The organism is Neobacillus rhizosphaerae (assembly GCF_937468385.1).
In the GTDB taxonomy this organism is placed as follows: Bacteria; Bacillota; Bacilli; order Bacillales; family Cytobacillaceae; genus Neobacillus; species Neobacillus rhizosphaerae.
Map to the genome: position 1 here is coordinate 1 of NZ_CALBWS010000032.1, position 25,728 is coordinate 25,728.

Consider the following 25,728-nt stretch of genomic DNA (forward strand, 5'->3'; position numbering starts at 1 on the left):
CTTAATAAGTGATAGAGGATCTGCTTATTATAATGTATTTGAAATCCTAATTTTTGCTATTATTTTCAATAGAACGGAAAATAAAGTATTTAAGATAATCCTTCTGCTTTTTATTATTCTATATTCCATATATAATATTAATTCAATTATTCTAAGTGGCAAAGAAACATATCAGTTTTTTGAACCATATAAGAGTATATTGTTTTAAATAAGGAGAAGCTATGAACTACATCATTGTTGAAACGGGTAAAACATTGGGAGGCATAGAAAATTTTATTATTGAAACTGTTAAGAAGTTAACCTCAGATGGTAATAAAGTTTTTATTTTAACAAAAACGAACACGACTATTTATCATCAAGAATTAATAAATAAAAGTAATATTGAGATCATTAACTTAGGAATAAATAAACCGGTAGAATACTTATTAAATAGTGACATCAAAAAGTTAAAAGATTATTGTTATCAGCATATAACCAGGAAAATGGGCAATGGTGTTACAACAGTAATCTGCCCTTTCTTTGATAATCTTCAATTAGGATTACTATTATTTGCCGAAGATACAAGTTATCGTATATTTCATATCTGGGGACACCCAGAAGATTGGGTCAAAACATTAAAGATATATAAAAACAGTGGCTTCCATAAAAGGAAGATTAAAAACAGTAAATATTTCTATCAGAAATCACTCTTAAGTAAACTTTTTAAGGAAGATGCTGACTTTTATGGTGGAAGAATAGTTCCTGTATTTAATAGTTGGTATTATGAAACAGAACTATCACCAGAAAAGATATGTACCTTTCCAATCGAAGATATAAAGAAACCATACCAAGAAATAACTTATACTCTAGACGGAAAGATAAAGGTATTGTGGTGTGGTCGATTTGACGAATGGAAAAACGAGGCAATAATACACATAAGTAAATGTTTAGACAGTATCTCACAAAATACGGATATGGATATTTCCTTTGATATTATTGGTTACGGTTCAAAGAAGAATACACTTTATGTAAAAAATAATATTTCTTCTAAGAATATAGAAGTGAATTTCTTAAGCTATGTAAGTCCGCAAGATTTATCTGGGGTAATGAAGGAATATCATTTAGGAATTGGCATGGGATTAAGTGTAAAGAAGATGGCGCAAGTAGGATTGCCATCAATTGTCATAGATAGTGTTGATAATAAAAACATAGATAAACTTAAAGCTGAATGGTTATTCAATACTTTTGAAGGAGACGCTGGAGATGGGTATTATTTTGAAATGGTAGGACAACCACTAAATAATAGACATCAATTAATGGAACTTTTGAGTGAAGTTATTAACAATCAACATCTGTTAGAAGTTTACAGCCGGAGATCTAGAGAATTTGTTGAGGAGAACTATTCGCAGGACAAACAAATTGAAAGTTTTATTTCATGTTCCAATAAATCCCTTTTTCGAGGAATTGGTCAAAAAATCTATAGAAGAAATATTCTATTAAGAGTGCTCTTTAGTATTTACTCTTTATTAGCAGGAAAGAATTAAGATAATCAAAGGTGATATGGTTTTCTATATAAAGTGAATATATTTAGTATTATTTTGATTTAGAATTTTTTGTTTTGTTATTACTTATCTTTCCCAGTCCAAAATAGGCACAACTTTAACAGTAATGTCATTCTTTGTTGTCTTGACATTCGAGCATAATATGCTTTTGTTTCCCTGAATAGGTGTAGCTAATCGGTACAGATCAATTAACGATACCAATTCCCCACCGACTTGATATCGTTGATTTCCCTTCTTGATCATTCCAATAACATCAAGCCCCCGATCAACAATTGCTGTGATCAGGGGCTTGATGAGTGGACCATGTGTCCATTAAAGCATAGGAAGCACTATTACAAAGAACGAGGTATTTTTTCACGTCTTAAACTCGATGTAAAGCAATAGAGTTAAGACGTTATAAGACTGTAGCAGTACCACTTTGAATTCGCTTTCAAGATGCGAAAGTAGAGTTATTATAAATGAATTAATCAATTAGGGAGATAAAGATGCAAGAGAGTTTATTTAGAAAGTTTATTAATTTTGCCTACGGAAGTGTAGCTATTGTTTTAATTAGTTTTATTTCTATTCCTTTATTGACTAGAATACTTACTCCAGAAGAATATGGTAACTATTCTTTATTTGTGATAACATCCAATATTTTTTCAATAATAATCTTATTTGGTTTTGATCAGTCTTTTGTTAAGTTTTATAATGAAGAAAAAGTTGAAAACCGAAGTACATTGCTATATAGATGTATGATTATCCCACTTGTGATTAGCGGTTTAATTCCTCTATTGTATCTGATGTTCCTAAAGGTATTTAATTATGGTGGTATTGGATCCCAATCAACCAATTTTTTACTTATTATTAATTCGCTTTTTTTAGCAGCGAACACTTTCCTTCTGTTAGTTACAAGAATGCAGCAAAAAGGTAAGTTATATTCAGTTTTGCTAGTAACAAACAAGAGCCTATTCCTCTTTTTTATCTTAATTTTGTTGGTTTTAAAAACCGGATCAATAAGCCTGGAAACAGTTCTTTATTTTATGGTAATTGGGAATTTTCTCACACTATTAATTGCTATTTTAATCGAGAAACAATTTCTAAATCCCAAAACCATAACTAAGGTTAATTTGACTAGTTTTCCTAAGTTAACTCATTTTGCTGTACCAATGCTAATTTCTTTATTAGTAAATCTTATTTTTCAAACTTTAGATAGATTTAGTTTGAAACTTTGGGCTTCTGATGCGGAATTAGGAATATACTCTGCGGCAATGACTTTAGCTGGAATGTTATCAATAATACAATCTTCCTTTACGACATTTTGGACTCCTGTCGCGTTTCAAAGATACAATGATAACCCGGCCGATAAAGTTTTCTTTGAAAGAATAAATTACATTATATCATTTTGTATGCTACAAATCGGAGTTTTATCTATAGTGAGTAAAAACCTTTTTGTTCTTTTTTTAGGTGAAAGTTTCAGGAATGCTTCGTTTATTATACCCTTTTTAATATTTTTTCCAATATTAAATACTGTATCTGAAACTACACAAATAGGAATAAACTTCAAAAACAAACCGAAATTTCATGTGTTTGTATCAATTATCACTTTAGCCTGTAATGTTATATTATTATTCATTCTAGTTCCACGTATAGGTGCTAAAGGGGCATCCATTTCAATAGGTTTTTCTTATATTATATTCTTTTTATTAAAAACCATCTTTTCGCAAAAATTGATAAAGTATAATTTTGAAATAAGAAAGTTTATGATAGCATTATCTTTGCTAACCTTTTATGCATTTTATTCAACCTTTGTAACTTATAATATTTCTCACATTTTTTTTGGAATAGTTTTAATCGTAGTGTACTCATTATTATATAGAAGAGTTTTTTCTTTAATCCACGAATATTTACTTGCTATATATATAAAGAAGAGTAAACACACTAGTACCAACTCTTAATAAAACTCTATATTGGGTGTTTTTATTAATAAAGTCAAAGTTAATTCTAAGCTATTGGATGATTTCGAAGGAGAGGGAAGCAGGATGATTAATTTTAATGTTCCGCTTGTTTTAGGTAATGAAATAGATTATCTGAATGATGCGATCACCTTAAATAAAAAAATATGTGGTGATGGGGAATTTACAAAAAAATGCAATAAATGGATTGAAGAGAACTTTCATGTAAAGAAATCATTATTAACAACTTCTTGTACACATGCTTTAGAGATGGCGGCTATATTGGCAGAAATAAAGGAAGGTGATGAAGTTATAATGCCTTCTTATACTTTTGTTTCCACTGCAAATGCTTTTGTATTGAGAGGAGCAAAAATTATTTTCGTAGATATAAGGCCAGATACTATGAATATAGATGAAAATTTAATCGAACAAGCAATTACAAAGAGAACAAAAGCAATTGTGCCGGTTCATTATGCAGGTATAGCATGTGAAATGGATAAAATATTAGAAATTGCTGAAAAGTATGATCTCTTTGTTATCGAGGATGCTGCACAAGGTGTAATGTCTAGTTATAAGGGGAAAAGGTTAGGGACATTTGGACAATTTGGATGTTTTAGTTTTCATGAAACAAAAAATTACAGTATGGGTGAGGGTGGTTCGCTCTTAATTAATCAGGAAAGATTTATAGAGCGTGCTGAGATTATAAGAGAAAAGGGTACTAATAGAAGTAATTTTATTAAGGGGCAAGTTGATAAATATACATGGGTAGATTTAGGTTCTTCATACTTACCAAGCGATATGAATGCAGCGTTTTTATATGCACAACTAGAAGAGGCGGATTTAGTAAATAACAACAGATTAAACAGCTGGAATCAATATTACAATTCTTTAGGTGAATTAGAGAAAAAGGGATTTATAACCTTGCCGACGATTCCAGAAGGTTGCACTCATAATGCACACATGTTTTATATCAAGGTTGAGAATTCACAATTGAGAGCAGAATTAATAGAACATCTTAAAAATAATGGAATTATTGCTACATTTCATTATATTCCTCTTCATTCAGCCCCTGCAGGGTTGGAGTTCGGTGAGTTTAGAGGTATAGATAATTTCACTACAAAAGAAAGCGAACGGTTAGTAAGATTACCTCTTTATTTTGGATTAAAGAAAGAAGAAATAGAACAAGTTGTAGATGCCATAAATGAGTTTTATTCCAAATAAAAGAGGAGGTATCCAATGAAAGGAATAATATTAGCAGGTGGATCAGGGACTCGATTGTATCCACTAACAAAAGTAATATCGAAACAATTAATGCCTATTTATGATAAACCCATGATATATTACCCTCTTTCTGTATTAATGTTATCAGGAATACGGGAAATACTCATTATCTCAACCCCAGAGGATTTACCTAGATTTGAACAACTACTAGGAGATGGAAATGAAATAGGGCTATCACTCAGATATGCAGTTCAAGAAGTACCAAATGGCCTTGCTGAAGCATTTATTATTGGGGAAGAGTTTATTGGGGACGACTCCGTTGCATTAATTTTAGGAGACAATATATTCTTTGGACCAGGTTTCTCTAATTTGTTAAAAAGGGTAACTAAAAGGACTGAAGGAGCAACATTGTTCGGTTATAACGTGAAAGATCCAGAACGATTTGGTGTAGTTGAATTCGATAAAGATTATAACGTACTATCTTTGGAAGAAAAGCCTATATCCCCGAAATCTAATTTCGCAATAACTGGTTTATATTTTTATGACAATGATGTTGTGAATATCGCTAAGGGCATTCGACCATCAGTAAGAGGCGAATTAGAAATTACAGATATTAATAAAGTTTATTTAGAAAAGAAGCATCTGAAGGTGGAATTATTAGGGCGTGGTTTTGCCTGGCTAGATACAGGAACACATGAATCATTGTTAGAGGCTTCCCAATTAATTTATAATATTGAAAAACGTCAAAAATATAAAATTGCTTGTTTAGAGGAAATTGCCTATAGAAATAGATATATAAACAAAGAACAGTTGTTGTACTTGGCAAGTTCTCAATCGAAAAATGATTATGGTCAGTATTTAATAGATATCACAAATGAAAGAAAAACAGATATTCAAGAAGTGGATTACCTAGATTGACCATATATTAAGGTAGAATTCATAGGGGTGTGACTGATGTTGGGAATTAACTTTATTCCATGGGATTCTAAGACGTTTGGAATTAAGTGTTATGATATTGTCTCCTATAATGAGGAAGTATTAAAGCAAACGGATGATAAAGAAGGTCACTTTACAATCAAGGTCAATCCGTTGAGTGATAAATCATTATTGCAAAGATATGGGTTTTATTATGTAGATACATTAATACAACCTAATTGTGAAAAAGATAATTTTAAAAGCTTTAAATTCGAAAAAGATACTTTAAGAATAGATACAAATCATGTTGATTATGACTTGGAATTATTCACTGATATGTTTGATGGTCTATTCCGACATGGAAGATTCCATAGGGATTTTAATATTAATAACGATGATGCAGATAAGAGATATATGTCTTGGTTTAAGCAAATTTTTGACGAGGGAGTAATACATGTTTGTTTATACGAAGACAATGCGGTTGGTTTTATGGCATATAAAGGTAATGACTTATTGTTGACGGGATTAGACAAAAGTGTAAAAGGCAAAGGACTTGCAAAGTACTTTTGGAGTGAATCTTGTAAAGTTATTCTAAACAATTATGGTTCTTTTATTACATCTGTTTCAGCAACGAATTTAGCGGCATTAAATCTCTATAACTCTTTAGGATTTAAGTTTAATAATCCTATTGATGTATATCATAAATTTAACAGTTGACATTCTTGGGAGGAATAATGAAAAGGGTGAAAATATTAATTACTGGCGGAGCAGGGTTCATTGGTGGCAATTTTGTTCAACATATGGTGAACAAATATCCACTGTATGACATTTACAATGTAGATTTATTAACTTATGCGGGTGATTTAGCCAAGCATCGCGATATAGAGAAGAAAGAAAACTATCATTTTGTTAAAGCAGATATTACTGATCGTGATGCAATAATGTCTCTTTTTGAAAAAGAAAAGTTTGATTATGTAGCCCATTTTGCAGCAGAAAGTCATGTTGACCGTTCAATTACGGAGCCAGAGATATTTGTTCATACCAATGTGTTGGGAACACAGGTCCTACTAGATGCAGCCAAGCAATTTGGTGTTAGTAAATTTGTGCATGTTTCAACAGACGAAGTCTACGGGGAATTAGATTTCGATCCAACCACATTATTTACGGAAGAAACTCCGTTACAACCAAATAGCCCATACAGTGCAAGTAAGGCGTCATCAGACCTCTTGGTTCGGGCTTATCATGAAACATTTGGTCTCCCAATCAATATTACTCGATGTTCAAATAACTATGGACCGTTCCATTTCCCAGAGAAGTTAATCCCATTAACGATCTCTCGAGTCTTAAATGATGAAAAGATACCAGTTTATGGTGATGGAAAAAACATCCGGGATTGGTTGCATGTACTAGATCACTGTGTAGCAATTGACCTTGTCTTGCATGAAGGGACTACTGGCGAAGTATATAATGTCGGCGGTCATAATGAGCGAACTAACCTAGAAGTTGTAAAAACAATCATTACTGCTTTAGGAAAATCAGAAGAGTTAATTGAATTTGTAACGGACCGTTTAGGCCATGATAAGCGCTATGCTATTGATCCTACTAAATTGGAGAAGTTAGGTTGGAAACCAACATACAGCTTTGAGACAGGTATTGCCCAGACCATTGAATGGTATCTTGACAACAAATGGTGGTGGGAACAAATTCTTAGTGGGGAATATCAGGATTATTTTAAAAAACAGTATTCGTTAAGTAATGACTGATTTAAATAATACTTTTTGGACTGGAATCTTTGCTTTTATCAATGGATAGTGGTTACTTTATTTATTAGTCAATGAAAGTTTTAATTTTAGTTCCGCTACACTTGTTTTTTGAGGCAAGATAACCTTAACATCTTGTTGGTCAGTGAAGAAAGTACTTTTTATTATCGTTGGGCAAGGAACCCACAAAAGACAAATAAGTCCAAACTATTTGCAATCATACAAGCGTGAAGCGTTACTCTTATTCGCTTCGTGAGATCCCAACCGATTAACTTACGGAAGTATAAATCCATGACGAAAGCTAAATAGATCTATCCTTTCATTGTTCAAATAAGAAAAAAAGGGGCCTGACCCCATAGCCATCAAGTTAAGAGCACTCAAAAATTCTTTTTGAGTGCTCTTAACTATTTACTGATTTAAGGTAAGCCCGAATTATAAAAAATAGCGTACCTACCGGTACGCATGATAAATAGCCGTATATTGAATAAAAACAACACAAAGGGACTAAAAGCCAATAAAGGTGGTTTGGGAGTGATATTTGTCCAATAGTGAGTTCGATCAAAAGAAAGAGCCAGTTTTTTTATCTAACTTTAGACTTAATGATCATTTTAAGTAACCTTTTTAAATACCAGTCAGTTTTCCCGATTTATTCCTCGAAATCCCCGATTTACACGCCAACCCCATCGAACTACTCACAATGGCAGACAAAACACCATTCTCCTCATTGCTTAAAGGAACTTGCCCAACAAATAAAAATATACCAGCTCAACAAATTGAGGTCACAAAATACCTCCTCGTTTTTCAAAAAAAAAACAAATAATCAAATTGAAAAATGCCCTAGGAAAAACTATGATAGAGTTATAGAATAATAAATGGAAATTTATTTAAAAATTAGGTAATCATAGAAAAAGGAGGAAATGAAGTTGGGCAAAAAAGTAATTCTTTCATTATTGAGTTTGATGTTGTGTCTTCCGAGTGTGGGGCTTGCAAACACAGGCGCAGGAAGCGATGAAAACAGTGTTGAAATCACGAACAAGAGCAACCAAGCTACTGATGAAATCATGAACAAGAGCAATCAAACCAATGTCGAAGCAACCGGTAGCAACAACCAAACAGTAACGAGTAATCTTGCTAAATTGCAGACAGCCGACAAAAATTCAATTAGTAACCCGTATGGAATTATCGGCTCATCGATTGTGAGCAGCATTACGATTGATCCGCCAGTCGTTAAGCCGGGGGAGCCGTTTAAGGTTTCTCTCAAAGTAACCGATAGTGCGAGCATAAAGTCCGTAAAGGGTGATTTTCTTCATCCGGACGGTTGGACGAAGGTCGGATCGCCGCTAACATACGACAGTAGCAAGGATGAGTGGACATTCACCTATATGTTTCAAGGAAATATCACTCCAGGCAATTGGAAGGTAACCTTACAAATCACGGACTGGACCGATACCGTGACCAATGCAGACCAAGGCTTTCAGTTCACCAATGAGGATGTGGACTATACTCCACCAAAGGTTGACAATATCACCATAAGCAAGCTTGTCGTCAGCCTGGGTGATGAACTAAAGGTGACAGCAAACATAACGGATGACAAATCCGGTGTCGACACAGCCAGATTGCTGCTTTGTAATAAAAATTGCTATCAGTCACAACTTGTAAAAAATCCTTTCACCGGATTATGGGAAACAACTTTTAGATTTGATAGGTACATAGAAGACGGAACCTATCTTATTGATATTCAGGCTTATGATAAGGCTGGTAACCAAAGCTCTGCAAAAATTGACCAAGTGCTGCAGTATCAAAAACCAACCGGAGATTATACGCCTCCTGAACTGCTGGACTTCCAAGTGAATTCGTTAATCGGAAAGCCAAACGAGGAAATTCATTTTAACGCTTCGGTTACAGATAAGGAGTCAAGTGTAAAGGAAGTAAACGTGCAACTTTCAAACTTCACCACATTTCAAACCCGTCGAATTCCTTTAACTCTTGATAAAAGTACCGGAAAATGGGTGGGTTCTTACCGCGTCCAACTCAATGATGGACCAGGTGTTTGGCGGGTTGATGTAGCTACAAGGGATACCGAAGGGAACGAAGGCGGGAAAGTTGGAATAAGCGAAATTACGATTGATAATCCCAATGCCGACATTACCGCACCAGCAAAACCGGTAGTCAATCAAGTAACCGATTGGGATACATCCGTCACCGGACAAGCAGAACCAGATTCCAAAATAGTCGTGAAAGATGGCAGTACTTCGGTAATTGGCACGGCCACTGCTGGTCTAGATGGTAAATTTACCGTCAAGATTCCAACCCAATGGGCAGAAAGACCGTTATACATTACCGCCACCGACAAAGCTGGAAACACAAGTGATGAAACAACCATTTACATCGTAAAAGCAAAACTTTCAGGCTGGGCGAAGAAAGACGGAAAATGGTACTATTACGATCCGGCCACATATATTCCGAAAACAGGCTGGTATAAGGTCGGCGCAACTTGGTACTATTCCAACACAGCTGGCGTGATGCAAACAGGCTGGTTGAAGTATGGAACAACATGGTATTACCTGAACAGCAGCGGCACGATGGTCACGGGCTGGCAAAAAGTAGGCACCACCTGGTACTATTTCAATGGCAGCGGCGCAATGAAAACCGGCTGGTTAAAAAGCGGAAAAAGCTGGTACTACCTAAATAGCAACGGCGCCATGTGGATAGGCTGGTTGAAAATTGGAAAAAATGTGTATTACTTGAACAGCAGTGGCGCAATGGTCACGGGCAGGGTCAAAATCTCCGGAAAATCCTATTATTTTAATAGTAACGGGATCCGAAAATAAACCTCAAACTTCCCTTGGCACAGGTCAAGGGAGGTTTTTATATTACTTGCCACTTTCCCAAGACTCCTCGTCAGCCATGCACCCCCTTAGGAGCCTAGCCTGGCACAAGTAACAATCCCTAATTTAGGGGATTTTGCCTAAAAGAACCCTAATTTAGTTCCTTCTTTAGGGTCGATTTCATATTTACCCGTCACTTTGAACGAAATACCCGTCAAAAATCAGGATTTACTGAATGTAGTACCCGTCTTTTTTTAAATTTTACCCGTCAGTTTTCCAAATTTACCCGTCGAAATCCTCATTTTACCCGTTTCTCCCCATCGAACACTCTCAAAAGCCAGCCCTCGCAATTACGGGGCTGGCTCGGTATTTGTGTTTTCACTTTTTGGTAAAGTAGAGAAATATTCAAACAACTGGGTAAGATATCTGTTAAGCTCGAATCCATCTTCATTGGCAAACTCAGACAATAACAATTTATTTTCCTCCATCAACTTTCCCCCTTGATTATGGAACTATCATCATTATTGTCAAACTATTAAACTTTTATACAAGCATTTGAAAATAAACAGCCAGCCTTCAAATAGAGGGCTGGCGTATATTTCTAATAGAGTCTCTTAAAAGCAGAAAAGTGGGCGGTATAGTACGTGCTTTTTAGATTGGAAATCATGATGCCGTACTTTTCATCGGCGTGGATGAATTGATTGTCGCCGAGATAGATGCCAACGTGGGAGATTCCCTTTTGATATGTATTTTCAAAGAATACAAGATCGCCGACCTTAGGCTGTTCCACGTAGTAACTGCGATCGTAATAGCCTGCTGCAGAAAAGCGGCCGATTTTCGTGCCTGCTTGGTTCGCTACGTAATAAATGAACCCGCTGCAATCGAAGCCGGAAAGAGTGCTGCCGCCCCAAACATATGGCGTCCCTATTAAGCTTTTAGCCACACTGACCATTTGCGTCGCAAAATTAGTCGTTGGTGGAGCTACCGTGGTACCTGACACCTTCAGTCTTTGCCCAATATATATCATATTGGAAGTAAGATTGTTGAGCGATTTCAAATCCTGAACGGACATGTTATATTGCACGGAAATTTTTCCGAGAGTATCACCGCTTTGTACAACATATTCACTCACATTGACAGGTGGAGTGGTCGTTGCCGGTGGCTGTATAGGTTTTGTCGTCTGCCCAGTAACCTTCAACTTCTGTCCGATATAAATCATGTCGGAAGTTAGATTATTCAACGTCTTCAACTGTTGCACGGTCATCCCAAATTGCACGCCGATTTTGTTTAGGTTGTCACCGCTTTTGATGGTATACTCACTTGTAGGAGTTTGCGGTGCTGGTGTGGTTGTTGTCGGTGGCGGAGTCACGGGTGCCGGCGGCTTTGGTGCTGGCTTTGGTGCCGTTACGGTCACGGTTTGGCCGGGAGCGGACACCTTCAGTACTTGTCCGACAAGAATCAGCGTGCTGCTCAGATTATTCCACTGCTGCAGCTCACCGACGGTAACATTATAACGGTTGGCAATTTTGATTAGGGCATCACCGCTGACAACGGTATAGGTGGTTTGTTGGACAGCTTGTACGGTTGCAGACGCTGGTCCAGAGTTAATTTGCAGAATCTGGTTTTCATAAATTAAATCGGATTTCAACCCATTTTGCGTCTTGATTTCATTGACACTAGTCTTATATTTCGAGGCAATCTTCGATAGGCTGTCACCTTTTTGGACTTTATATGTATCGGCGAGGGCAGAACCTGCAAACAGGGTCGAAAATAGTGCGGTTGTCGATAAAGTACGAACGATAGTTTTCTTCATCTAGTAAAATCACCTCATATATTTCATTTTTATATAAATTTAACCATATTTTACTATTATTATCGGTAAATAATTGAAAAAGTTTACAATGTTTAGCTGTGCATTTTATAGAAAATGGGTAAAGAGGTCGAAAGATGCTGGGGGAAATTGAGTGATTACGAAAAGAGGATAGTTTATCTGAGGGGAAAAAGTGTCTCCAAACGAGGATATTGGTGACCATAATTTAATAGAACTAGAGACCCAAATTATATTTGCGGAATTTTCATAAACTATTTAGTTGCTTCATATCTTATTTTTCTATAAAATTAATCGGAAATTGTAACCAATTAGATTGAGCTTGTACTGTCTCTAATCGCTGACCCACATTAGAACGGACTACCCATTAGGGCTGGATGAAGGAAAACCCCCACTGATGGGAGTTTCACATTATTGTTTCTCATTTACTGTAAAGAGCGGGTGAATAAATTGAAAAATAATATGACTTTTTATAAAGGGATTGCCAATCTCTTTCACATTACTGCTTCCCTTTTTTTGTTTTTTGTTGTAAAAAATGAACTGTCACCAAATCACCTTTTTATTTTTGCTGTACAAACCATTATAGGAAGTGTTTGTATTAGTCTTCTCGTACATCATCTAATAAAGTCTAAACAATTGATTCTTCATATTCGACAGGAGGAAGAAAAACAACGAATAGCTGCCAAAAATATGACGGAAATGTTGGCTGTTATTGATCAGAAGGGAGTAATACAATCCTGTTCACCCTCACATGCAAGGAATATAGGTGCAGTATCGACAACAACTAATTTTTATCAGTTAATTCATTCGGAAGATGAGGAGAAGGTCGTAGCGTTAATTCAATCCGTTTTTACTAAAGGGGAAGAGATTGAAACAGAATTTCGTATGAAACATAAAAACGGATACTGGATTAATATAGAAATTAATGCAAGTCCATTCAGTAATGAACACGGTGAAACGGATCACGTGGTGCTAGTATACAGGGATGTAACAAAAAGAAAAGAAGATGAGGAGAAATTACTTGAAACCATCAAAAACTTTCAGGACATAAGATTTGCACTGGATGAATCCTCACTTGTGCAAATTACCGATAAACACGGCATGCTTATCTATACGAATGAAAAAGCTTGTCAACTTTCAGGATACTCATTAGAAGAAATAATGGGAAAACCGATGCGAGTGTTCAATAGTCATTATCATTCAAGAGAATTTTTTGAAGACCTTTGGAATACTGTCTTGGACGGTAAGGTATGGAGAGGCGAGATTCGAAATAAAACAAAAAGTGGAGGCTTTTTTTGGGTGGATACAACGATTGTTCCATTTTTAGATAAGAGCGGACAGCCATTTCAGTTCATTAATATTCGAACAGACATTACAAAAAGTAAGGAGAATGAAAAAAAACTGGAGTATTTATCAAATGTCGATAGCCTTACCTCCCTCTATAATCGCCGTTATTTTGATAGGATGCTTCAACAATATTGGGTTTCCATGATGCAGAGTGAAAAGCCGATTTCGATTATTATTTTCGATATGGATAGTTTTAAATCCTATAATGATTATTACGGACATATAAAGGGTGACGAATGCCTTATTCTCATTTCAAAAAAAGCAAAAGAACTATTGGATGATAGTAAAACGGTCTTAGCAAGATATGGCGGAGAAGAATTCAGCATTATTTTGCCTGGCATAGACGCAAAAGAATCCTATTATATCGCAGATTGTATCAGAGCTGAAATAGAATCTTTAAAAATACCACATCGAAAATCTGAAGTAAACACATATGTAACCCTTAGCCTTGGCGTAGCATCTATAGTTCCGAAGAAAGACATAGAACCCAATGAAGTATTAAAGTTAGCTGACAAAGCATTGTACCAAGCAAAGAATAATGGCAGAAACACCGTCGTTTCAAATGATGTAACACTTTGTTCCACTATATAAACCAGCTTTTTTTGAAAGGCTGTTTTCGCAAACCCCGCCAATTCTGATACAATTCACAGCTTATCCACAATATCCAACTGGAAATGTATTTACAATCGAATGCGGTTCTAGTAAAATATGTAACTAATACAATCGGAAGGAGGATATTGGGAATTGGAGCAGGATGGAAAAGAAAATAGTTCGAATGTCATAGATTTTTCGGAAATCGTGAAAAAGGCATATGATAAGGGCATGAATGAAAATGAACTAACATTGGAAAAATTAATGGAAGAATTAAAAATGGATTTGAAAAGTCTAGTGATGTGCTAATTATATATACGATACATAAGGCTGTCGGAGTGAACTTCGGCGGCCTTTTTTGACTAACAAGAATGAATATCCATTAATCTGTACGCGTAAGTCTACTTAGGAGAACTACGTAAGCAGTTACTTCATAGATGAAAATTTCATCGAACTTCACCACTGTCTTCGCGTCATGGGGAAAAGAGACAAACGCCGGTCGATAAGAGAGTTTCATAAAGCCCGTAGTGTGGAAAAGAGACCAACGCCGGTTGATAAGAGAGTTTTATAATTCTAACGGGTTCCGTTAACTATAGCAAGCATTAAAAATTAAAGAAAATGACTATCAAAAATATACAAATTTGATAGTCATTTTTTATTGGTATATATAGCGATTTCTATGTAATTTCTACTGAAATATGCATAGGAAAATGTATATTAATTTGTTATGGTGCAATGGCTGGTGTACCTCTACAAATCAAATACATTTTTACTAACAATTTGATACAAAAAATATGGACTAGGTGTTCGAAAAACAAGATTATTGAATATTTATGCCAATATAAATATAAAGATTGTGAAAAAATGTACTTCCACTATATGGGTTCTTGAATTCAAAAAGGCCAGGCCGTTACGGCAGCCTTTTTCTGATTGCGCTAACTGTCCAGTTTATTTTAAGAAGGAAAATTTTCCAATATTATAGAATAATTAATAATACAATATACAGAAGTAGAGAATGGAGGGGTATACATTGTTATACAAAATTTTAACTTGGAAACATACACCATTTATAGGTATTGGATTTATGACGGGTCCGCTAATTAACCACATTGGATTATGTGGTGCAATATTATTTTTTATTGGAGCATTCCTAATAGTGAGGTCAATTACATATAGGATAGAAATTCAGGAAGCAAAGGAGAACTGTGGATGAGTCGTATTAATAATTGGATAGTCATTTTTATCTACAATTTGCTTTTATTTATTATCTTTTACTTCTCATTAAAAACGTTGGTGGAAATCCCAGTCACAGCAAAAGCTTTTCCAAATTCTAATTTTTTTCTTGTATTATTATCAACTGCCTTTGGGATTGTGATATTAGCTCTTGGAGTTAGAAGATACATTTTTATTTCATCAAAGGATGAAAAAGAACGGAGGAAACTTAGGACAATTATTATTTTAACAACACCGATGACTTTTATTATTTATTTGATCGCTTTTTCAAGTAGAACGCCTACGTAGACCCTTTCTACATCGACTTTTGATCGCTTTTTCAAGTAGAACACCTACATAGAGCCCATCTACATCGGCTTTTACTCTCTTTTTTCGGAAGAACACCTACGAGACCCTCTCTACATCGACTTTTGCTCGTCTTTTTTAGCCGAACACCTACGTAGACCGCTTCTACATCGGCATTTGCTCACTTTTTTCGGTGGAAAACCTAAGTAGAGCCCTTCTACATCGGCGTTTACTCTCTTTTTTCGGTGGAAAACCTAAGTAGAGCCCTTCTACATCGGCTTTTACTCTCTTTTTTAGGGAGAACACCTAAGTAGACCGCTTCTACATCGGCGTTAGCTCACTTTTTTCGATAGAAAACCTACGTAGCCCCCTTCAACATCAACGAAAATTGTCCCTTGATTGGAATACCGGTTCCTGGGCAAAGAATAACTTGGATAATCCTAGGGCAGTCTTGTATACTATTGGTATTAGTTTACAAACATGGAGGGATTTATATGGATGGAATGGATGGAATGAATGGAATGGGTAGTGTATTTGGAATGTTTGCTATTATTCCTATATTAATGTATTTGTTAATATTGGGGTTCAGTATTTACTTTATCGTCCGGACGATCAGGTTCATGAATGAAAAAACGAAATTGGATCAGCAAAGAAATGAGAAGCTAGATACTCTAATCAAGGTGATGCAGGAGAAGTCGGGGGAATAATCTTAATCAGGTAGTTTGCCCAAAAGGAAGTGGCGCCCGCACACTCGTGACTTTAGTCGTGGGAGGTTCTAGAGGGCAACAATAAAAGGGATTCTTACGATGCTGGAAGGGACAGTCGTCCTGGCGCTGTTACATTATGCCATTACCTGGCCGTTTGCGTTTTTAAAATACGTATTTGATAGAGAGAGACCGTTTTGGGAGACTTGGCATGATTATGCGGAAACCCTTGAGAAATTCACGCTGACTCTCTCAAGAATTATTTTTGGGGCATTTATACTTGTGATCGTTTATACCACTTTTGTTTAATCTAGGAGCAGGGGTGCTCTTCCAAGTACCCTCTGAATAGATAAGATTTTTTTAATCGTTTGTTAATAGTTTTTTCATGTTTGGCAATTATAATGAGAGCATGAAAAGGAGTTATTGCATCTTCTTCTCATGCCCCCCGTATAAATATTTTTTATTGCACATCCGGCATTTTGCCGGATATTTTTTTGCAAAAAAAGGCTGTTAAAATTCATATTCTTTGCGCACACTCTTCTAAACTCAAAAAACTTCCAGCCCCTCCGAATCTATCCGCAAAAATCCAAGCTGCTCTATTTCCCCCGCCCGCAATGGTTTGCTGAAAAAGTAGCCTTGGGCATATTTTAGGTCGGCCGCCATTAAATAGGAAATTTGCTCTTGGGTTTCAACACCGACGGCAATGATCAGTATCCCTAGTTCTTTTTCTAAAGCGACAATCGACTTGATAATCGCTTGATTCTCTGGTCCATCCTCGCCAAAAACACTTTGAATTTCAATTGGCGGCACCAGTTAACGAGTCATAAAAGGCGAGTTCAATTAACTTCTGCTCATATTGCTATTTTTCAGATATGTCCCCTGTAATCGCCGAAAAAACCATTAATCTCACCATCGAAATCCCATAATGGAGAAACCGAGACATTTACATCAATAAAGGAACCGTCCTTACGTAAAAATTGAGCTTCCCAGTTGCTAATAGAAGTACCCTCGAGTAAGGCTTCCCGTGAAAAAAATAGCCTCCCATCTATAGAAAAAGAGAGTAGATGGAGGGCTTTTGGGATGTAGGTAATATTTATTTAAAGAAATGGTAAAATTGGGGGAAGAATAATCATATACAAATGTTATTAATTTGGGTTTCTCGACAAACTGAGTAAAAGCACATCATTTTGATGATGTGCTTTTACTAATTAGGAATTGTAGTATGTACTCACTCCACAACTGAGCGCCTTTTTCGTTAGGGGCGCTTTGGTCTGGGAGAAGATAGTCTTTCAGCGAATCTTTGTTTGAATCAGGCCATGCCGTCCAATGGTCTAGGTATGAGATTTGGTTTTTCTTAGCATAGTTTTTAAACTCTAGTACCTGTTTTGGATAGATTTTCGCTTGATAAAGCGGATAGGATGGCTGCAGGATAAATGCAGTCTTGGGATTGCTGGCCTTAATGTCATCGATGATTTTGGTTGTATGTTGTAATGTATCATTAATTAATACTAACCCGTTATTCAGCAAAATAAAAGGCTCCAATACTATCAAATCGGCATGTTCTGCAGCAATTTCCTCTTGTTTATTCCCCTTAATGAATTGAGTAGAAGTAGAATTATAGGTTTTGAGTGCTACTTGAATGTTTTTCTCCCCGAATGTTTCAATAAGTTTCTCTTTTACAAGCGGAAAGGTCCCATCGGACTCAGAACCAATGGCAGGAGATCCGACAAAAAGAATCGTAAAGGGTTTTTTCTCTTTCAGTGTTTGTTTAAAGCGATCAACGGAAGCGGCAGGCCAATGGCTTGTATAGTCAAGCAATTGCTTTTCATTTCCTCTTTCATCATCGTTCTGTTTATCTAGCGTTGCTGTTGACGTTTGGCTACTAGTTGTATGGGGCTTATTCTTTGCTGATGCTCCCAATTGCTGGTTCCAATGGGATTGACCTAAATAGAGAACAATAATGAATGCAACACCTAATAACAACGTTAAAAGTTTCTTCATATCTAAAATGACCCCCAATAAAAATGTGCATACATATTATAGCAGAAGGGAATAGAAAAATAATCCAATATCGGTTGATGTCGACAAATATCTACAAAATACCACTATCTTAATACCACTTTTATTTGAGAGGGGGCAGTGCTGCTTTCTTTTCAATAAAGTAGATAGACTGGATGAAAATGATCCTCAATTGTTGTGGTGAAATTGTGTTGAAATGAATACAAATTCCATTCTCTGTCCAAATTTTATGCAAATGAGTGTTTAATGGATTAAGTGGAATTTATATGAAAGATTAAGAGAAATTACGACAAATTATGATATAATAACCTATATATTTTGTATTTAGTGTTATTAGGAGGACGAAATGGAAGAGACTATTAGTTTAAAAGAGCTGTTTGAGACCTTAAAGAAACGTTTGCTATTAATCGTGTCGATCACGTTAATTGCTGCCATAGTGAGTGGTATTGTAAGTTACTTTTTCTTGACCCCGATTTACCAAGCTTCAACACAAATTCTTGTAAACCAAGCGAAAAATGATCAAGGACAATACAATTATAATGAAGTTCAAACAAACCTACAATTAATCAATACATATAATGTCATCATCAAGAGCCCAGCCATTCTAGATAAAGTGATAGAGGAACTTGATATGAACATGACGACTGCGAAATTGAACGAAAAAATCACCGTCGCCAGCGAAAAGGATTCTCAGGTGGTCAATGTATCCGTCCAAGATCCGAATTCGAAAGTAGCGGCACAAATCGCTAATAAAACAGCAGAAATTTTCCAAAAAGAGATTTCCAGCATTATGAATGTCGATAATGTCAGCATTTTAGCAAAGGCAGATGTTTCTGAAAATCCATCACCTATTAAACCTAGACCATTATTAAATGTAGCAATTGCGATTGTTGTTGGTTTAATGGCAGGGGTAGGAATTGCCTTTTTACTTGAATACTTTGATAACACGGTCAAAAATGAACAAGATGTGGAAAAGATATTAGGTTTACCCATCTTAGGTATTATTGCCACGATTGACGACCAAAAGATGGAAGAATTGAAAACGCGTCGAAGACCAAAAAGTTCAACAAGAAGAGGTGAGACACTTGGCTCGTAAGAGGAATATCAAACAAACAAGTACTAATTCAGGGAGAAAGCTTGTGACAGCGATTGATCCGAAATCGCCGATTTCTGAGCAATACCGGACGATTCGGACGAATATCCAGTATTCATCTGTTGACCAAGAACAAAGGGTGATTATGGTTACTTCTTCAGGACCGGCAGAAGGGAAATCAACGACAGTAGCTAATCTTGCGGTTACATTTGCACAACTTGGGAAGAAAGTTCTACTTGTCGATGCTGATCTTCGGAAGCCAACCGTGCACTATACCTTTGGTGTGAATAACTTATTTGGCTTTACGACAGTGTTAACCAAGCAAAGACCGCTTGAGAGCGTAGTTCGTGAGACAGAAATACAGGATTTATATGTTTTAACGAGTGGACCTATCCCGCCAAATCCAGCAGAATTATTAATCTCCAAATCTATGGAACAATTTATTGAAGAGGCGAAGGAACAGTTTGATTACATTTTGTTTGATACTCCGCCATTGCTAGCGGTAGCTGATCCACAAATTTTGGCCAATCAGTGTGATGGCTCAATACTTGTTGTATTCAGTGAGAGGACAGAAATCGAACAAGCGAAAAAGGCGAAGGAATTGCTTGAGAATGCTCATAGCAAACTGCTTGGTGTGGTTTTGAACCATAAAGAAGCACAGAAAAATGACTACTATTATTATTATGGAGCCAAATGACGAATTTCGACAAAAAACACCTTTTGTCCATTAGTTCGACAGTGTCACTATTAAAAAAGCCACGTAAAAATAACATTTTATTGGAAAGTTGTGGTACCGATGATTGATTTGCATTGTCATATATTACCTGGGGTTGATGACGGGGCAAGGGATTTGTCAGAAGGCATCAAGATGGCGCGAAAAGCTGTTGAGCAAGGAATCGATACGATTGTTGCCACACCACATCATTTGAATAACCAGTACGAAAACCCGAAACAAACGATTATCAATCGTGTTGATGAGTTGAACCAAGCATTAGTAAAGGAAAAAATAGATTTGAAGATTTTGCCTGGTCAGGAAGTGCGAATCCATGGGGAAATGGTAGAAGGCTATGAAGCAGGTGAAATCCTTTCGGTTAATGAAACGCAATATGTATTAGTGGAATTTTCTTCAAGCCATGTGCCGCGATACACAGAGAAGTTGTTTTATGATTTGCAGATGAAGGGGCTTATTCCGGTGATTGTTCATCCAGAACGCAATCAGCAAATAATGGAACAGCCAGAGCTTCTTTATCAGCTTGTTAATAAGGGAGCATTAACACAAGTGACCGCGGCAAGCGTTTGTGGCGGCTTTGGGAAGAAGATTAAGGGCTTTACGCTACAATTAATAGAAGCGAATCTTACTCATTTTATTGCGTCTGATGCTCATAATACCACGAATCGTACGTTTATGATGAGGGATGCCTTCGGCATGATTCAAGAGAAGTACGGGAATGAAATGGTGTATTTGTTTGAAGAAAATGCGGCGCTGATGATTGAGGGTAGTCGTGTATATAAGGAAGTGCCGGATCGGATTAGGAAGAAGAAGTTTTTTAAGATTTTTTAGATAAGAAAAGCGTAGGTTTTTGTGGGCTGATTAATATGTTCCACTTACATATCCGTACAACCACTCCCTTACGGGATCATTAATCGTCTATCATTATCCTAGTATACAAATGGGGATATATGAGGAATCCTATATTTTTTTATCAGACTTCATCACTGATCGGCGACGCTTCCCTGTCCGTTATCCATGGGGGCACTCGATTATGCTGTGGGGTCCATGAAAGGACCCTTAGACGCGAGTCGTCAAAGGCATATTGTGAGGGGGGGTTAGATGCCCAATTAAAAATATACATATAATAAATATCTAATGAAAAAACAGGTGTAAAGTCACATGTGTTTCCATTAGGTATTTATTTTTTTGTCCGGTAGGTTTTTAGATAGACGAAATAAAGAGATAAAGGGGGAATGGTAAGTGGCATACAAAACTAGACTTGTTATTTTGTGCTTATTAGATTCGATACTCGTTTTAACCGCTCTATATTTAAGTTATTATCCATTGCATCCATCAATTATCATTCATACGAATACAGACATGATGATTAGCGGTTTCACACTTGTGGTTAGTCATTTTGTTTTTGCTAGCTACTACCGTCTTTATCATAAGGCATGGGAATATGCGAGCGTAAACGAATTACTTGCGATTGTGAAGGCGGTAACATTCTCCGTTCTAACGATGGCGCTTGTCCAGTACATCATCGATTTTGAGATTTATTTTAGAGCGTTACTAACTACATGGAATCTTTATGTGTTATCGGTTGGTGGTTCGCGTTTTGTTTGGAGAATGATTAGGGATACGTATTTTAAAACTGATTCTTCGAAAAAGAGAACGCTTATTATTGGAGCGGGTGCTGCGGGGGTAATGGTTGTCCGGCAATTACAGCAAAATGCTGATGCAGAGTTAATGCCGGTTGCTTTTATTGATGATGATCCGCGAAAATTTAAGCTTCAATTCTTGAATATCCAAGTGTTTGGCGATACGAAGCAAATTATGAGCGCGGTAAAAGAGCTTAAGATTGATAATATCGTCATCGCGATTCCTTCCTTAGAGCAAGAAGAGTTATCGAGGATATTTGATGAATGTGCAAAGACAAAAGTAAAAACGCAAATTTTGCCGATGCTGGAAGATTTAATGACAGGGAAAGTTTCTGTTAATCAATTCCGTGAGGTTCAGGTTGAGCATTTACTTGGAAGAGAACCGGTAGAGTTAGATATTAGTCGGATATCTGAAAATATTACTGGAAGAACGGTATTGGTTACTGGTGCTGGTGGTTCGATTGGTTCGGAAATTTGCCGGCAGATTTGTAAGTTTACGCCAGCAAAACTAGTTTTAGTTGGACATGGTGAGAACAGTATTTACTTGATTGATATGGAACTACGTAACAAATACCAAAATCAAATCGAAATTGTCCCGGTGATTGGTGATATTCAAGACCGGGCAAGAATGTTTGATGTGATGGAAGAACATAGGCCCTTTGTTGTGTATCATGCAGCGGCACATAAGCATGTTCCGTTGATGGAATATAATCCGCGGGAAGCGGTTAAGAATAATATTTTTGGGACGAAGAATGTGGCAGAAGCGGCAGACACCTTCGGTGTGAGTACATTTGTGATGATTTCTTCGGATAAAGCAGTGAATCCTACGAATGTGATGGGGGCGACGAAACGGTTTGCGGAAATGATTATTCAGAGTCTAGCACAAAATAGTAAAACGAAATTTGTTGCCGTTAGATTTGGAAATGTATTGGGTAGCCGTGGTAGTGTGATTCCGTTGTTTAAAAAACAAATTCAGGCTGGTGGCCCAGTGACGGTTACCCATCCCGATATGACGAGGTATTTTATGACGATTCCGGAAGCCTCACGGCTTGTGATTCAGGCAGGGGTGTTAGCACGCGGTGGCGAGGTGTTTGTGCTCGATATGGGGGAACCGGTTAAGATTGTGGATTTAGCGAAAAACCTGATTAAATTGTCTGGATATACGATAGAAGAAATTGGGATTCAGTTCTCTGGGCTGCGGCCTGGGGAGAAGATGTATGAAGAGCTACTAAATGAGAATGAGGTGCATCCGGAGCAGGTGTATCCAAAGATACATATTGGAAAGGCGAAGATTATTAGTACTGAAAAATTACGCGTTTTAATAAATAGTTTATTAGATATGTCTGAAGCGGAAATGCATGAAACGTTGATTGCAGTGGCGAATAATAGGTTCGATGGTGCAACTGTTCTATACAGGGCGAACTAAAGAAACGGATTAATAGATACACCTGCAGTTTGATTAGGGCAATAACCATTCCTATCGGATCCTTGTTGAAACGAGACAGATTAAACGATTCAAACCTTTCGGTTTGATATTAAAATAAAAAGGTGGAATATGCATGAAACGAGTACGGAAAGCGATTATACCAGCAGCAGGACTTGGGACAAGATTCCTTCCGGCTACAAAGGCAATGCCGAAAGAGATGCTACCGATTGTTGATAAACCGACGATTCAATATATTGTCGAAGAAGCAGTGGCTTCTGGGATTGAAGATATTATTATTGTCACAGGAAAAGGAAAACGAGCAATCGAAGATCATTTTGATTACGCTCATGAACTTGAGCAAAATTTATTAGAAAAAGGAAAAACAGATATACTCGATAAGGTCCGTTATTCTACTAATCTAGCTGATATTCACTATATTCGGCAAAAGGAACCAAAAGGTTTAGGGCATGCAGTATGGTGTGCGCGGAATTTTATTGGGGATGAGCCGTTTGCGGTTCTTTTAGGTGATGATATTGTTCAAAGTGATACTCCTTGCTTGAAACAACTGATAAATCAATATGAAGAAACGCTTTCGTCTGTAATTGGCGTTCAGACTGTACCGAGCGAGGAGACGCATCGGTATGGGATTGTTGATCCTTCGGTTCAGGATGGTAGAAGGTATCAAGTGAATAATTTTGTTGAAAAGCCTAAGCAAGGAACAGCTCCTTCTAATCTGGCGATAATGGGACGGTATATTCTTACGCCAGAGATTTTTATGTTTTTGGAGCAGCAGGAGACTGGGGCTGGTGGAGAGATTCAGTTGACGGATGCAATTCAGAAACTGAACCAGATACAGCGGGTATTTGCTTATGATTTTGAGGGTAAGCGGTATGATGTTGGTGAGAAGATTGGGTTTGTGAAGACTACTATTGAGTTTGCGTTACAAGAGCCTTCATTACGAGAAGAGATACTCACTTTTATGAATGAAATATTAGAGACAGAAAAGGTTAAGTAATTATTTAACCTTTTCTGGTTGAGGTGGATAAAAGAGTGATTTATAGAGCATATATAAAAAAAATAATAGACATTATTCTTGCCTTTATAGGTTTTGTAGTGCTTTCACCTGTCTTCTTAGTATTAATTGTATGTATTAAGCTTGATTCGAAGGGTCCGGTGTTATTCAAGCAACGTAGGATTGGAAAAGATAAGTCAGAATTTTTTATTTTGAAATTTAGAACGATGAAAATCGATACACCTAAAGATACGCCGACACACCTTTTGAATGATCCAGAAAGCTATATTACTAGAGTGGGTAAGTTTATGCGAAAAACTAGCTTGGATGAACTTCCTCAGATTATCAATATTCTTAAAGGTGAAATGAGTATTATTGGTCCTAGGCCGGCTCTTTGGAATCAGTATGATTTAATCAATGAAAGAGATAAATATGGGGCGAATGATATTTATCCTGGGCTTACGGGATGGGCGCAGATTAATGGTAGGGATGAGTTGCCAATAGAGGTTAAAGCGAAGCTTGATGGGGAGTACGTAGAAAAGTTGGGCTTCACTTTTGATCTGAAGTGCTTCTTTAGCACTATAGTTAGCATTATGAAACAAGATGGGGTTATTGAAGGTGGAACTGGAGTAAAAAAGGAAGTTTCGAATAGTAATGAAATGGGTTCTTAAGGCAGGTTTTTGGAGGAGATGGGAGTGTTGTAATGTTATTAGTCACAGGTATTACTGGCCATTCAGGGAGATACTTTTTACAAGAACTTATTAAAAATAAATATGAAGGCCCTATTCGCTGTACTGTCAGAGAAACTTCTAACACTTTCCTATTAGATAACAGTGGGCTAAAAATAGAAAAGGTTTTTGGAGATTTAAACGATCAGGATTTTATTGATAGAGTAATGGATGGTGTTGAGGTGGTAATTCACATCTATAATATTCATCACTCACCTAATATAGTGCAAACTGCTATAGAGAAAAAAGTAAAAAGAGTAATTTTAGTACATACCACAGGAATTTATTCGCAATTTAAATATGCCTCCAAAGGATATAAGTTGATAGAAGAAAGGATCTCACAATTTAAAAATGATACTAAGTGCCCAACAAGTATTACAATACTGAGGCCTTCTATGATATATGGCGATCTATGTGATAGTAATATGAGCAAGTTTATAAAAATGGTGGATAAGCTTAGGATTATGCCTGTTATAAGTAGGGGAAATAGTTTAATCCAGCCGGTAAATGCTAGAGATTTAGGGAAGGCGTTTTTTACTGTATTAATGTCTCCGGAAAAAACAGTTGGGAATGCTTATGATCTTACAGGGGAAATGCCAATCAAACTGATTGATGTATTTAAGTTAATAAGCAAAGAACTCAACAAAAAAACATTCTTCATCAGTGTACCATTAAGTCTAGGGGTACTTATGGCGAGGGTACTTAAAATTCTAACGCTAGGAAAAATCAATTATATAGAGAAAGTTCAGAGAATGGCGGAAAATAGAAATTATTCTCACGATAATGCGACGTATGATTTCAATTATGAACCCATGTCTTTCGAAAAAGGAATAATAATAGAAGTGCAAGAGTACTTAAAGAAAAAAGAAGGTAGTAAATCTAAGTAGGAG

General features: G+C 36.6%; 23 protein-coding genes. 19 read left to right on the forward strand and 4 right to left on the reverse strand.

From position 1 onward, the window contains the following. The first annotated feature begins 221 nt into the window (after positions 1 to 221). The 7 genes from M5A78_RS19685 (at position 222) to M5A78_RS19715 (ending at position 10,202) form a co-directional block, all read left to right on the forward strand. The gene (locus M5A78_RS19685; protein ID WP_248736983.1) at positions 222 to 1,523 is read left to right on the forward strand and encodes a glycosyltransferase family protein; all 1,302 of its coding nucleotides are present in this window, start codon (positions 222 to 224) and stop codon (positions 1,521 to 1,523) included. Positions 1,524 to 2,026: 503 nt separating this feature from the next. Continuing rightward, on the forward strand, positions 2,027 to 3,478 hold the full coding sequence (locus tag M5A78_RS19690) for a lipopolysaccharide biosynthesis protein (RefSeq protein ID WP_248736984.1): 1,452 nt from the start codon (positions 2,027 to 2,029) through the stop codon (positions 3,476 to 3,478). Positions 3,479 to 3,562: 84 nt separating this feature from the next. Continuing rightward, positions 3,563 to 4,696, forward strand: a complete 1,134-nt coding sequence (gene rffA, locus M5A78_RS19695; RefSeq protein ID WP_248736985.1) for a dTDP-4-amino-4,6-dideoxygalactose transaminase — start codon at positions 3,563 to 3,565, stop codon at positions 4,694 to 4,696. Positions 4,697 to 4,711: 15 nt separating this feature from the next. Further along, positions 4,712 to 5,614 (forward strand): glucose-1-phosphate thymidylyltransferase RfbA, encoded by a 903-nt coding sequence (rfbA, locus tag M5A78_RS19700; RefSeq protein WP_248736986.1) that lies wholly within the window; start codon positions 4,712 to 4,714, stop codon positions 5,612 to 5,614. Positions 5,615 to 5,650: 36 nt separating this feature from the next. After that, positions 5,651 to 6,328 (forward strand): GNAT family N-acetyltransferase, encoded by a 678-nt coding sequence (locus M5A78_RS19705; protein WP_248736987.1) that lies wholly within the window; start codon positions 5,651 to 5,653, stop codon positions 6,326 to 6,328. A gap of 17 nt (positions 6,329 to 6,345) precedes the next feature. Then, positions 6,346 to 7,374 (forward strand): dTDP-glucose 4,6-dehydratase, encoded by a 1,029-nt coding sequence (rfbB, locus tag M5A78_RS19710; protein ID WP_248736988.1) that lies wholly within the window; start codon positions 6,346 to 6,348, stop codon positions 7,372 to 7,374. A 920-nt stretch (positions 7,375 to 8,294) separates the two neighbouring features. Further along, the gene (locus M5A78_RS19715; RefSeq protein WP_248736989.1) at positions 8,295 to 10,202 is read left to right on the forward strand and encodes an Ig-like domain-containing protein; all 1,908 of its coding nucleotides are present in this window, start codon (positions 8,295 to 8,297) and stop codon (positions 10,200 to 10,202) included. 347 nt (positions 10,203 to 10,549) lie between these two features. Here the strand turns inward: M5A78_RS19715 and M5A78_RS19720 are convergent, their stop codons facing one another. Both M5A78_RS19720 and M5A78_RS19725 read right to left on the reverse strand, forming a co-directional pair. After that, positions 10,550 to 10,687 (reverse strand): hypothetical protein, encoded by a 138-nt coding sequence (locus tag M5A78_RS19720; protein ID WP_248736990.1) that lies wholly within the window; start codon positions 10,685 to 10,687, stop codon positions 10,550 to 10,552. Positions 10,688 to 10,800: 113 nt separating this feature from the next. After that, the gene (locus M5A78_RS19725) at positions 10,801 to 12,012 is read right to left on the reverse strand and encodes a C40 family peptidase (RefSeq protein ID WP_248736991.1); all 1,212 of its coding nucleotides are present in this window, start codon (positions 12,010 to 12,012) and stop codon (positions 10,801 to 10,803) included. 465 nt (positions 12,013 to 12,477) lie between these two features. Between M5A78_RS19725 and M5A78_RS19730 the strand changes: the two genes are divergently transcribed. The 5 genes from M5A78_RS19730 (at position 12,478) to M5A78_RS19750 (ending at position 16,496) form a co-directional block, all read left to right on the forward strand. Next, positions 12,478 to 13,965: a sensor domain-containing diguanylate cyclase gene (locus M5A78_RS19730; protein ID WP_248736992.1), complete on the forward strand. Its 1,488-nt coding sequence runs from the start codon at positions 12,478 to 12,480 to the stop codon at positions 13,963 to 13,965. A gap of 153 nt (positions 13,966 to 14,118) precedes the next feature. Continuing rightward, positions 14,119 to 14,274 (forward strand): hypothetical protein, encoded by a 156-nt coding sequence (locus M5A78_RS19735; protein WP_248736993.1) that lies wholly within the window; start codon positions 14,119 to 14,121, stop codon positions 14,272 to 14,274. A 900-nt stretch (positions 14,275 to 15,174) separates the two neighbouring features. Further along, on the forward strand, positions 15,175 to 15,486 hold the full coding sequence (locus M5A78_RS19740) for a hypothetical protein (protein WP_248736994.1): 312 nt from the start codon (positions 15,175 to 15,177) through the stop codon (positions 15,484 to 15,486). A gap of 491 nt (positions 15,487 to 15,977) precedes the next feature. Then, the gene (locus M5A78_RS19745) at positions 15,978 to 16,190 is read left to right on the forward strand and encodes a hypothetical protein (protein ID WP_248736995.1); all 213 of its coding nucleotides are present in this window, start codon (positions 15,978 to 15,980) and stop codon (positions 16,188 to 16,190) included. A 99-nt stretch (positions 16,191 to 16,289) separates the two neighbouring features. Next, a complete protein-coding gene (locus M5A78_RS19750) occupies positions 16,290 to 16,496 on the forward strand; it encodes a hypothetical protein (RefSeq protein ID WP_248736996.1) in 207 nt (68 codons plus the stop codon). Positions 16,497 to 16,733: 237 nt separating this feature from the next. Here M5A78_RS19750 and M5A78_RS19755 read toward each other — a convergent pair whose 3' ends face one another. Together M5A78_RS19755 and M5A78_RS19760 are read right to left on the reverse strand one after the other, a co-directional pair. Further along, positions 16,734 to 16,997, reverse strand: a complete 264-nt coding sequence (locus M5A78_RS19755) for an EAL domain-containing protein (protein ID WP_248736997.1) — start codon at positions 16,995 to 16,997, stop codon at positions 16,734 to 16,736. 372 nt (positions 16,998 to 17,369) lie between these two features. Continuing rightward, on the reverse strand, positions 17,370 to 18,188 hold the full coding sequence (locus M5A78_RS19760) for an SGNH/GDSL hydrolase family protein (RefSeq protein WP_248736998.1): 819 nt from the start codon (positions 18,186 to 18,188) through the stop codon (positions 17,370 to 17,372). 364 nt (positions 18,189 to 18,552) lie between these two features. Between M5A78_RS19760 and M5A78_RS19765 the strand changes: the two genes are divergently transcribed. The 7 genes from M5A78_RS19765 to M5A78_RS19795 all read left to right on the forward strand — a co-directional run bounded on the left by M5A78_RS19765 (position 18,553) and on the right by M5A78_RS19795 (position 25,725). Further along, positions 18,553 to 19,302 carry a YveK family protein gene (locus M5A78_RS19765; RefSeq protein ID WP_248736999.1) on the forward strand — a complete coding sequence of 250 codons (750 nt, stop codon included), beginning with the start codon at positions 18,553 to 18,555 and terminating at the stop codon, positions 19,300 to 19,302. Continuing rightward, positions 19,292 to 19,996 (forward strand): CpsD/CapB family tyrosine-protein kinase, encoded by a 705-nt coding sequence (locus M5A78_RS19770; protein ID WP_319942321.1) that lies wholly within the window; start codon positions 19,292 to 19,294, stop codon positions 19,994 to 19,996. Before M5A78_RS19765 ends, M5A78_RS19770 begins: the two co-directional genes overlap by 11 nt. Positions 19,997 to 20,095: 99 nt before the next feature. Then, positions 20,096 to 20,860 carry a tyrosine-protein phosphatase gene (locus M5A78_RS19775; RefSeq protein ID WP_248737000.1) on the forward strand — a complete coding sequence of 255 codons (765 nt, stop codon included), beginning with the start codon at positions 20,096 to 20,098 and terminating at the stop codon, positions 20,858 to 20,860. Between the two features lie 411 nt (positions 20,861 to 21,271). Next, positions 21,272 to 23,098 (forward strand): polysaccharide biosynthesis protein, encoded by a 1,827-nt coding sequence (locus M5A78_RS19780; RefSeq protein WP_248737001.1) that lies wholly within the window; start codon positions 21,272 to 21,274, stop codon positions 23,096 to 23,098. A 133-nt stretch (positions 23,099 to 23,231) separates the two neighbouring features. Continuing rightward, positions 23,232 to 24,113, forward strand: coding sequence for a UTP--glucose-1-phosphate uridylyltransferase GalU (gene galU, locus M5A78_RS19785; protein ID WP_248737002.1), 882 nt, complete (start codon positions 23,232 to 23,234; stop codon positions 24,111 to 24,113). A gap of 35 nt (positions 24,114 to 24,148) precedes the next feature. Then, the gene (locus M5A78_RS19790; protein WP_248737003.1) at positions 24,149 to 24,781 is read left to right on the forward strand and encodes a sugar transferase; all 633 of its coding nucleotides are present in this window, start codon (positions 24,149 to 24,151) and stop codon (positions 24,779 to 24,781) included. Between the two features lie 32 nt (positions 24,782 to 24,813). Then, positions 24,814 to 25,725, forward strand: coding sequence for an SDR family oxidoreductase (locus M5A78_RS19795; RefSeq protein ID WP_248737004.1), 912 nt, complete (start codon positions 24,814 to 24,816; stop codon positions 25,723 to 25,725). The last annotated feature ends 3 nt before the right edge of the window (positions 25,726 to 25,728 follow it).

Bases quoted from the DNA above. Each gene is read 5' to 3' on its own strand.
- M5A78_RS19685 (WP_248736983.1), top strand. From the start codon at position 222: ATGAACTACATCATTGTTGAAACGGGTAAAACATTGGGAGGCATAGAA.
- M5A78_RS19690 (WP_248736984.1), top strand. From the start codon at position 2,027: ATGCAAGAGAGTTTATTTAGAAAGTTTATTAATTTTGCCTACGGAAGT.
- rffA (WP_248736985.1), top strand. From the start codon at position 3,563: ATGATTAATTTTAATGTTCCGCTTGTTTTAGGTAATGAAATAGATTAT.
- rfbA (WP_248736986.1), top strand. From the start codon at position 4,712: ATGAAAGGAATAATATTAGCAGGTGGATCAGGGACTCGATTGTATCCA.
- M5A78_RS19705 (WP_248736987.1), top strand. From the start codon at position 5,651: ATGTTGGGAATTAACTTTATTCCATGGGATTCTAAGACGTTTGGAATT.
- rfbB (WP_248736988.1), top strand. From the start codon at position 6,346: ATGAAAAGGGTGAAAATATTAATTACTGGCGGAGCAGGGTTCATTGGT.
- M5A78_RS19720 (WP_248736990.1), bottom strand. From the start codon at position 10,687: ATGGAGGAAAATAAATTGTTATTGTCTGAGTTTGCCAATGAAGATGGA.
- M5A78_RS19725 (WP_248736991.1), bottom strand. From the start codon at position 12,012: ATGAAGAAAACTATCGTTCGTACTTTATCGACAACCGCACTATTTTCG.
- M5A78_RS19740 (WP_248736994.1), top strand. From the start codon at position 15,175: ATGAGTCGTATTAATAATTGGATAGTCATTTTTATCTACAATTTGCTT.
- M5A78_RS19745 (WP_248736995.1), top strand. From the start codon at position 15,978: ATGGATGGAATGGATGGAATGAATGGAATGGGTAGTGTATTTGGAATG.
- M5A78_RS19750 (WP_248736996.1), top strand. From the start codon at position 16,290: ATGCTGGAAGGGACAGTCGTCCTGGCGCTGTTACATTATGCCATTACC.
- M5A78_RS19760 (WP_248736998.1), bottom strand. From the start codon at position 18,188: ATGAAGAAACTTTTAACGTTGTTATTAGGTGTTGCATTCATTATTGTT.
- M5A78_RS19765 (WP_248736999.1), top strand. From the start codon at position 18,553: ATGGAAGAGACTATTAGTTTAAAAGAGCTGTTTGAGACCTTAAAGAAA.
- M5A78_RS19775 (WP_248737000.1), top strand. From the start codon at position 20,096: ATGATTGATTTGCATTGTCATATATTACCTGGGGTTGATGACGGGGCA.
- galU (WP_248737002.1), top strand. From the start codon at position 23,232: ATGAAACGAGTACGGAAAGCGATTATACCAGCAGCAGGACTTGGGACA.
- M5A78_RS19795 (WP_248737004.1), top strand. From the start codon at position 24,814: ATGTTATTAGTCACAGGTATTACTGGCCATTCAGGGAGATACTTTTTA.